Below are 7165 nucleotides of genomic sequence, written 5' to 3' on the forward strand. Positions count from 1 at the left end.
GTTAGGTTTTTGGAGATTATGGGTTTCATATAATACTTTTCAAACAACCTCTAAATAGCCTGAGATTTGATCACCGTTACGGTTTTGGTAACTATAAAGGATACAATACTTCACATACACAGTATTGGTAACTATATCTTTATAAAACGACGGTGATGAAAAAAATTCTTATTTTAACCGCTAACCCCACCAACACAAAACCGTTGCGTTTAAGTGAGGAAGTGAGGGAAATCAAAAGTGCTTGGGAGCGTTCCCTAAACCGTGAACAATTTGAAATTAGTATAGGAGAAGCAGTCCGTCCTCAAGAATTTCGTCGTACCCTATTAGATCATAAGCCAGATATTGTGCATTTCTCAGGACATGGTGGAGGAGAACAGGGTTTAGCTTTAATGGCAGATAATGGAGAAGCCTTTTTAGTCAAAGTTGCTCCTTTAGCCAAATTGTTTAAAGCATTACAAGAAATCTTTTTTATTGATTGTGTTTTTCTCAATGCTTGTTATTCAGATGTACAAGCAGAAGGTATTTATCCTTATGTTAATTATGTCGTCGGGATGAATCAAAAAATTGGTGATCAAGCCGCTAAACAATTTGCTATTGGTTTCTACGATACTTTATTTGCAGGACAATCAATTAAAAGTGCTTTTGATTTAGGATGTAATGCCATTGAAATGGAAAATATTCCAGAGCATTTAACTCCGGTTTTGAGGACAAAAGATGCAACGACTAAAAAAGCTTTTATTCAGGGTGTACCTGAGTCGAAATCTGAACCTATTCAACCAAGAGATATTAATATTCCTTTTGAAAATTTAGATGGTCAAGTTCCTCTAAATTCCCCTTTCTATGTTGAACGTCCTCCCATTGAAGCTACCTGTTACACTGCTATTGTAAAACCTGGGGCATTAATTAGGATTAAAGCACCTCGACAAATGGGGAAAACTTCATTAATGAGTAGGATTTTACATCAAGGAGAAAAGCAAGGTTATCAAACAGGATTTATTAATTTATGGAGTCGAGAATTATTTAAAAATCTGGATAGTTTTCTAGAGTCTTTTTGTGCCAATGTCAGTTTAGAATTAGGGATTGAAGAAAAGATAGATCAATATTGGAAACCTCAACGTTATAGCAGTCAAACTAATTGTACAAATTATTTCCAATCCTATCTTTTAAAAGAATTGAAACAGCCTGTAATTCTAGGATTAGATGAGGTAGATAGAATCTTTCAATATAGTGAAATTGCTGATGAATTTTTCACTATGTTACGTTCATGGCATGAAAAAGGCAAAAATAATGAAACTTGGCAAAAACTGAGATTAGTTATTTCCCATTCTCAGGAAGTTTATATTTCTTTGGATGTGAATAAATCTCCTTTTAATGTGGGTTTACCAATTGATTTAAATAAGTTTAGTTTAGCACAGGTTCAGGATTTAGTTAAACGACATGGATTACAATGGTCAGATACAGAAGTTAATCAATTAATGGGGATGATTGACGGTCATCCTTATTTGGTGAGAACGGCATTATATCATATTGCTACTAGCGACTTAACTTTAAAGCAATTTTTAGCAATTGCTCCCACTGAGGAAGGATTATATGAAGACCATTTGTATCGTCATCTTTTGATTTTAGAAGAAAATAAACAACTAAAATCAGCTATGTTAAAATTGGTTAATAGTGATGATGCCGTTACCTTAGAACCGATTTATGCTTTTAAATTAAAAAGCATGGGATTGGCAGAATCAAAAGGTAATAAGGTAATTCCACTATGTAATTTATATCGGCTTTATTTTGGCGATCGCTTGCAAGATTAATTGATGTCATTTAAAAAGCAAAATTTAGGTAATAGTAAAGTTTTGTTACATGATGTTTGATAGAATAGTTGTCAAAGTCCTGTCATGGTATATAATGCAAGTATTATCGGTTCTTTGGTTATTTTTATGGAAAGCCTGGTTCAAAATCATTGAAAGCGCTATTGTGTAGGCATTTCATTGAAAATATCGAAATAATTGTTTATAACTCTTGTCCCGTAAGGGTTTTGTTATCATCGATCCTCAATCACCATAAAAGAGACGCAAGAGCCGTATTATCTTACTTATCAAAGTGCTATGAAAGTAGATATGGAATCTAAATAACCAACAGTTAACAAAAAAATGTCTAGGAGAGATAATTTACACTTATCATTACGTCATACCTTAGAAAAGGATGGTTGGCAAATTACCGATGATCCCTTAATTTTAGCACTAAAAAAAACATTACTCAAAGCCGATCTAGGGGCAGAAAAATTTTTCAGTGCTGATAAAGAAGACCAAAAAATTGCCATCGAAATTAAAGATTTTGATGCTCCTTCTGTAATCAGTGAACTAGAAAAAACCATAGGACAACTTCAACTTTATCAATGGGCTTTAGAAGAACAAGAACCAGAACGAAAACTTTTTTTAGGAATTAGTCAAGCTATTTATTCAAAACACTTTCAAAAACCTATTTTTCAATTGGTTATTAAACGTAATAAAATTAATCTAATTGTTTTTGATCCTGAAAATGAGGTAATTTTACAATGGATAAATCACTAAAGTATACTCAGATTTTAACCCAAGTTTTAAGAAAAGAATCTGCTATTCAACCTCGATTACAAAAACTTAAACTTAGTTCAGTTTGTGATCAAGAATCAGGACAATTTTTGATTATTATGACAGGTTGGGAAAAACAAACTTGGACTGATACTATTTTATTCCATGCTAGATTACTAAATGATAAAATTGTTATTGAAGATGATAATTTTGAGCAAGGATTAACAAATGCTTTAATTCAAGCAGGAATACCTCCAGAAGATATTGTTACCGAAATTCTTCAATAATAAGTAGTGAGACAGAATTAATTACACAATGTCATTGCGTAAGCGTTGCGTTAGCCATATGGAACGAAGTGAAATGAAGCAATTCCAAGGATTGTGACTGCTTGCCTTCCCTCGCAATGACTGTCAATATTTTTGTCCAATTACTGAAGATTATAATATAACGATATGCACTTGAATGAGATACATCATAAGCCCCCTCCTCGCTTGCGGGGAGGGGGTTGGGGGTGGGGTTCTTATATCTCACTCAACCGAGAACCGCTATAGCATAGGAGCTACGCTAATTTATTAGTATTCAACAAGTGAAATGGAAAATTTAAACTCAGTTAATTATGAATATCAAGTAGGTGGTTCGCTCCCAGCTTCTGCGCCTACTTATGTTACCAGAAAAGCCGATAATGAACTATATCAGGCTATAAAAAAGCGAGAATTTTGTTATGTTTTAAACTCCCGACAAATGGGTAAATCTTCTTTAAGAGTTCAAACAATGAAACGACTTAAAGAAGTAGATGGATTTGCTTGTGCTGCTATTGATTTAACTGATATTGGTTCAGCCAATATTACTCCTTTACAATGGTATGCAGGAATTATTAATGAATTAATTAATACCTTTGAATTAAATGAAAAATGTGATATAGATAGTTGGTGGGATAAATATGACCAAGAATCTTTATCTGCGGTAAATTTCTTTGGTAATTTTCTCCGAGATATTCTTTTAAAATATGTTGAATCAAATATCGTTATTTTTATAGATGAAATTGATAGTATCATCAGTTTAGATTTTAATGTTGATGATTTTTTCGCTTTAATTCGCTCTTTTTATAATCGTCGAGTTGATAATACCGAAGATAATCGTCTCAGTTTTGTATTATTAGGTGTAGCTACTCCCAGCGATTTAATTCAAGATAAAACTCGCACTCCCTTTAATATTGGTTATGGAGTAGAATTAACAGGTTTTACCTTTGCAGAATCTCAAGCATTAGCAAAGGGATTAAGTGTTAAAACCAATCAACCTGAGAAGTTATTAGAATTAATTTTAAATTGGACTGGAGGACAACCTTTTTTAACTCAAAAAATATGTAATTTAGTTTTAAATTCTTCTGATTTATCTGAAGGAAATGAAGAAGAATGGTTAGATAATTTAATTAGAACTAATATTATTGAAAATTGGCAAGCAAAAGATGACCCGGAACATTTACGCACCATCGAAAGACGCATTTTAATTGATGAACAAATGGTAGGTGAATTATTAGATATTTATCAAAAGATTTATCAACAGCGAGAAATAGTTAGTCAGAATACTGGAGAGGAAGGAAAGTTACAGTTATCGGGTTTAGTGGTGAAAATAAATAATTATTTACAGATTTATAATCCCATTTATCGAGAGGTTTTTAATCAACAATGGATTGATAATCAATTAGCTGATTTACGTCCCTATTCTGAGTCTTTCAATGATTGGGTAAAATCAGATTATTCACATAAGCACCTGTTAAAAGGTAAGGTGTTAAAAGAAGCTACAGTTTGGGCAAAAGATAAAAGATTAAGCTCTTTAGATAAACGGTATTTAGATGATTCTCAAAAATTAGAACATAAAAAAAATATTAAGAATATATTTGTGGTTTTCGCAAGTGTTGCTACAGGGGTGGTAGTTGGACTTATCGGTGCATTTAGTTGGTATCAGTATAAATATGCTTTTTGTCCTATTGGAGAAAGAATAGAAGGGAGTGATAAATGTGTTAGAAATATTAAAACTAGTGGTGAACAATCTAAAATATTTATCGATGATATAAATTTTCATCTGGATAAGGGAAGCGAATATTTTAAAAAAGGAGATTATGAAAATGCAGAGAAATTTTTTTATTTAGCTACAGAGGCTAATCGTAATGACCCAATTCCCCAAATATATTTGAATAATACTAAAGCTAGGTCAACAGGAAAAAGAAACCCTTTAAAACTGGCAGTTGTAACTGGAATTGATTTTTACGGATCTACGTCCAAAGAAATTTTTAGAGGTGTAGCTGATTCTCAAGATGAATTTAATAAAAGTGGAGGAAAAAATGGCAGATTACTAGAGATAGTTATTGCGAATGATGGTAATGAACCACAAATATCAAAAAAAGTAGCAGAAAAGTTAGTTAATGAGTCAGATATTTTAGGAATTATTGGACATCATGCAAGTGAGAGTAGTGAGGTAGCAATACCCATTTACAGACGAAAAGGATTAGCAATAGTATCTCCTACAAGTTCTAGCAGCAAATTGAAGGACAATGTATTTTTTCGAGTTATCCAAACTACAACAGAATCAGCTAAACTTTATGCAAAGTATATCAAAAATACTTTACATTCAGATAGTATAGCAATTTTTTACGATCAGAAAAGTGTTTATGGTCAAAGTTTGCAAGAAGATTTTATAAAAGCTTTTGATGATTTAGGAGGAAAAGTTGATATTAATAATACTTCTGTTTTTGATCGGGAACAAACAAGTCCAACAGATATTGATGTAGAAATTAATAATATCATCTCAAACCAAATAAAAACAGTTGTTTTAATACCTGGTGTAAAAACAAGTTCAATATTAAGAGCTTTTGCAAGAGCGAGTCAGGAAAAAACAAAAAACCTGAACATAGAAAACCTGAACATAATATTCGCTATGTCTGCTTTTGAAGAGCCAACTTTAGATATAGGAGGTGATGCTGTTGAGGGTGCAAGTTTGGCCGCACCTTGTGTAAAAAAAACATCTTTATATATGAAAGGTGCAATAAAAAGATGGCAACAAAAAAATATTTATTGGCGTACCATGACTGGATATGATGCAACCCAAGCATTCATTGGAGCTATTAATAAATCATCGAATGAAGCGACAAGATCAGAAATTCTCAAGAATTTGAAAACTCTGACACTCCCTGTTGAAAAAACCTCTGGCTATGGATTAAATTGGTCAAAGGAAGATGACTATTTGTATCAATCTAATATTAATAGTTTATATTGTATGTATAAGATTGAAAATGGTCAATTTAAAGAGGTTTTGGTTAAGTAGTCTACCAGAAACTTATCCAATTTATTCCACATTAGGGACAATCATTGATTTTGTTGGGTTTCACTGCGTTCTACCCAACCTACTGATTGGAAATCCGAAAGCGATTCATTCAGATATTTCTCCTTGCAGATGTTCCCGACCTCGTGCTTTAATTGAAGTTATCAGAGTAGATAAATTATTTTCATCATATTCTGTGTATTCACCATTTTGGAGTTGTTGAATACCTGCGGCTATATCCTGTTTTAAGGATTCAATATTTTGTGTTTTCTGGTGTTCAGTTAATCGAGAGTGTTGAATTTTTTCTACTAAGATTTGATATTCTTCTTGAGAAAGAGAAAGGATAATTTGAGTGAGAGATTCAAGAAGTCGTGTATTAATTGTAGGAATGGGTTGGTTCATAAGGCAATAATGAATGAATTATAACTTGCTTAGTTTCCTCTTCTCTTCTTTTGCGGAGTATTTCAAATAGAAAATCCTGATCTTCTTTTGATAAACTGGCCAGTGAATTAATAATTTCTTGCAAGGTTATCATAAAATCTCCGACAATTTAATCATTGGCAAATTATAGCACAATTTCCTAGTTAAAAGCTTTCCGCTACCAGAACCGTTAGATGATAATATAAATACTAACTTAATTAAAAGATAATTTACCTTTATGTTACAAATAACGCCGATTCAATTAGAAGACGGAACAATTATTTATATCGAAGCATCAGAAAACGTTGCTGTATCTATTCCTCAACCTCCAAAAAATGAGAACCTAGATTTTCTAATTCCCACCCCTGAACAAGCAGACCGCAGTTTTGGCTTAGAAAAACTGAACGAAAAACTGAATATTAAAGAACAGGGAGACAAACTCCAAAAAACAATTCAATCCTATTCAAAACATATTATTCAATCCTTCAAAGATTTAGCACTGTCCGAAGTTTCTGAAGTTACCTTAGAATTTGGGGTTAATGTCGGAGGAATGACAGGAATCCCTTATATTGTCACAGGAGAAACCAGCAGTAATATCAAAATTACTGTTAAATGTAAATTTAATCAGACATAAATTTTGTCAGAATCAGGTGGTTATCGAGCGAAGTCGAGATGATATCCACCGATTAAAGGATTTACAGGATGTTATTTTTGAATTAGTGTAGGAATCTTCGGCAATTTATAGTGTTTAGAGAATGTTGTTTATCTTAGAGGATGTTTGAAAAGTGGTATTCCGTAATTTTCATCACATTTCTACCCCCCTTAGTCCCCCCCTTGTAAAGGGGGGAAACAATAAAAATCCA

6 protein-coding genes are annotated in these 7165 nt (G+C 32.6%); 5 read left to right on the forward strand and 1 reads right to left on the reverse strand.

Annotation, left to right across the window (positions count from 1 at the left end; translation table 11 throughout):
* The first annotated feature begins 155 nt into the window (after nucleotides 1-155).
* The 4 genes from FJR06_RS11075 to FJR06_RS11090 all read left to right on the forward strand — a co-directional run bounded on the left by FJR06_RS11075 (nucleotide 156) and on the right by FJR06_RS11090 (nucleotide 5885).
* A complete protein-coding gene (locus FJR06_RS11075) occupies nucleotides 156-1808 on the forward strand; it encodes an AAA-like domain-containing protein (protein WP_015080191.1) in 1653 nt (550 codons plus the stop codon).
* 339 nt (nucleotides 1809-2147) lie between these two features.
* Nucleotides 2148-2567 (forward strand): XisH family protein, encoded by a 420-nt coding sequence (locus tag FJR06_RS11080; protein WP_015080192.1) that lies wholly within the window; start codon nucleotides 2148-2150, stop codon nucleotides 2565-2567.
* Nucleotides 2552-2851: an element excision factor XisI family protein gene (locus FJR06_RS11085; RefSeq protein WP_015080193.1), complete on the forward strand. Its 300-nt coding sequence runs from the start codon at nucleotides 2552-2554 to the stop codon at nucleotides 2849-2851. Before FJR06_RS11080 ends, FJR06_RS11085 begins: the two co-directional genes overlap by 16 nt.
* A gap of 304 nt (nucleotides 2852-3155) precedes the next feature.
* Nucleotides 3156-5885 carry an AAA-like domain-containing protein gene (locus FJR06_RS11090; RefSeq protein ID WP_168651433.1) on the forward strand — a complete coding sequence of 910 codons (2730 nt, stop codon included), beginning with the start codon at nucleotides 3156-3158 and terminating at the stop codon, nucleotides 5883-5885.
* Nucleotides 5886-5990: 105 nt separating this feature from the next.
* Here FJR06_RS11090 and FJR06_RS11095 read toward each other — a convergent pair whose 3' ends face one another.
* The gene (locus FJR06_RS11095; RefSeq protein ID WP_168651434.1) at nucleotides 5991-6284 is read right to left on the reverse strand and encodes a hypothetical protein; all 294 of its coding nucleotides are present in this window, start codon (nucleotides 6282-6284) and stop codon (nucleotides 5991-5993) included.
* A 256-nt stretch (nucleotides 6285-6540) separates the two neighbouring features.
* Here FJR06_RS11095 and FJR06_RS11100 point away from each other — a divergent pair, with 256 nt between their 5' ends.
* Nucleotides 6541-6936: a CU044_2847 family protein gene (locus FJR06_RS11100; RefSeq protein ID WP_168651435.1), complete on the forward strand. Its 396-nt coding sequence runs from the start codon at nucleotides 6541-6543 to the stop codon at nucleotides 6934-6936.
* Nucleotides 6937-7165 lie beyond the last annotated feature (229 nt).

This window comes from Dolichospermum sp. UHCC 0352 (assembly GCF_009711925.1).
GTDB classification, from domain to species: domain Bacteria; phylum Cyanobacteriota; class Cyanobacteriia; order Cyanobacteriales; family Nostocaceae; genus Dolichospermum; species Dolichospermum lemmermannii.